The 1,511-nt window shown below is 69.2% G+C and carries 2 protein-coding genes; both read right to left on the reverse strand.

Annotated elements, in window-relative coordinates:
- Positions 1-140: 140 nt before the first annotated feature.
- Positions 141-1,169 (reverse strand): L-threonine 3-dehydrogenase, encoded by a 1,029-nt coding sequence (gene tdh, locus ABZ070_RS37300; protein ID WP_356640637.1) that lies wholly within the window; start codon positions 1,167-1,169, stop codon positions 141-143.
- Positions 1,170-1,273: 104 nt separating this feature from the next.
- On the reverse strand, positions 1,274-1,511 hold a 238-nt coding region (locus tag ABZ070_RS37305; protein WP_356640639.1), incomplete at its 5' end, for a hypothetical protein.

A 1,511-nucleotide genomic window follows, 5' to 3' on the forward strand; every position in this document is an offset into this window, starting at 1 on the left:
AGCCATGCCGACTGACGACAACGCGGCGTGGGGGCACCTCCCACGCCGAAGGCTGTGGGGGAGCGGTGCCAGGGCCCGCGAGCCCGGCATGATCCGAACGAGAGGCCCTAGGTCTGGGCTCGGACGCAGGGCTGCGGGACTCAGACGGTCCAGTCGAGGATGATCTTGCCGCTGCGGGCGGTCGCGGCCTCGTCGAAGGCGGCGTCGAAGTCCTGGTAGCCGTAGCTTCCGGTGATCACGGGGCTGAGGTCGAGGCCGCCCTCGAGCAGGACCGTCATCGCGTACCAGGTCTCGAACATCTCGCGTCCGTAGATGCCCTTGACGGTGATCATCGATGTCACGATCCGGGACCAGTCGACGGCGAACTCCTGCGCCGGGAGGCCGAGCATCGCGATGCGGCCGCCGTGCGTCATGTTGTCGACCATCTCGCGCATGGCCTCAGGCCGTCCTGACATCTCCAGGCCGATGTCGAAGCCTTCCTTGAGCCCCAGTTGCTGCTGCGCCGCGGCGATGTCGGTCTCCGCGACGTTGACCGCGAGTGTCGCTCCGACCTTGCGGGCGAGCGCGAGACGGGACTCGCTGATGTCGGTGATGACGACGTTGCGCGCGCCGGCGTGCCGGGCGACGGCCGCGGCCATGATGCCGATGGGGCCGGCGCCGGTGATCAGCACGTCCTCGCCGACGAGGGGGAAGGAGAGGGCGGTGTGCACCGCATTGCCGAACGGGTCGAAGATCGCGGCGACATCGAGGTCCACCTTGGTGCGGTGCACCCACACGTTGGACGCGGGCAGTGCGACGTATTCCGCGAACGCTCCGTCGCGGCCGACGCCGAGACCGATGGTGCTGCGGCACAGGTGGCGGCGGCCGGCCAGACAGTTGCGGCACTTGCCGCACACCAGATGGCCCTCGCCGCTGACGATGTCGCCGACCGCGATGTCCTGGACGTCCGCACCGACGGCTGCGACCTCGCCCACGAACTCGTGACCGAGGACACGCGGCGTCGTGACGGCCTGCTGGGCCCAGCCGTCCCACGACCTGATGTGCAGGTCGGTGCCGCAGATGCCGGTGCGCAGCACCTTGATCAGCACATCCGAGGGCCCTGTCTCCGGCTCCGGCACGTCCATGAGCCAGAGGCCGGGCTCGGCATGCTGCTTGACAAGTGCCTTCATCGGTGCGGCTCCAGGCGGGATGACGGGAAGGACGGTCGAACTGATCCGTACCGAAAATACGGCCCCGATCAGTGGACGGGCTCCAATCTGCCCAGCTCGGAGCGTCACGTCCATCGAGGTTTTCTTAAGCGGGCCCACAGCGCAGCTTCATGCCCGCGCCGCCTTTCTGCGCCACAGCCTGCCGAGAAGACCCCGTTGTGCACCGCGCGACCGGCCCCGCGCCGCGGAACCGGGTGCCGGGCGATCGGGACCTTGGCCGCGATCTCGGCCGGCAGCGGGGCGTAGCCGGCGTCGGCGAGGACCTTCTGGCCCTCCTCGCCGACCGTGTAGTTCAGGAAGGCC

Origin of the sequence: Streptomyces sp. NPDC006283, assembly GCF_040613325.1 — a bacterium.
Classification (GTDB): Bacteria; Actinomycetota; Actinomycetes; order Streptomycetales; family Streptomycetaceae; genus Streptomyces.

Coding starts and splice junctions, on each gene's coding strand:
- tdh (WP_356640637.1), bottom strand. CDS start 1,169: ATGAAGGCACTTGTCAAGCAGCATGCCGAGCCCGGCCTCTGGCTCATG.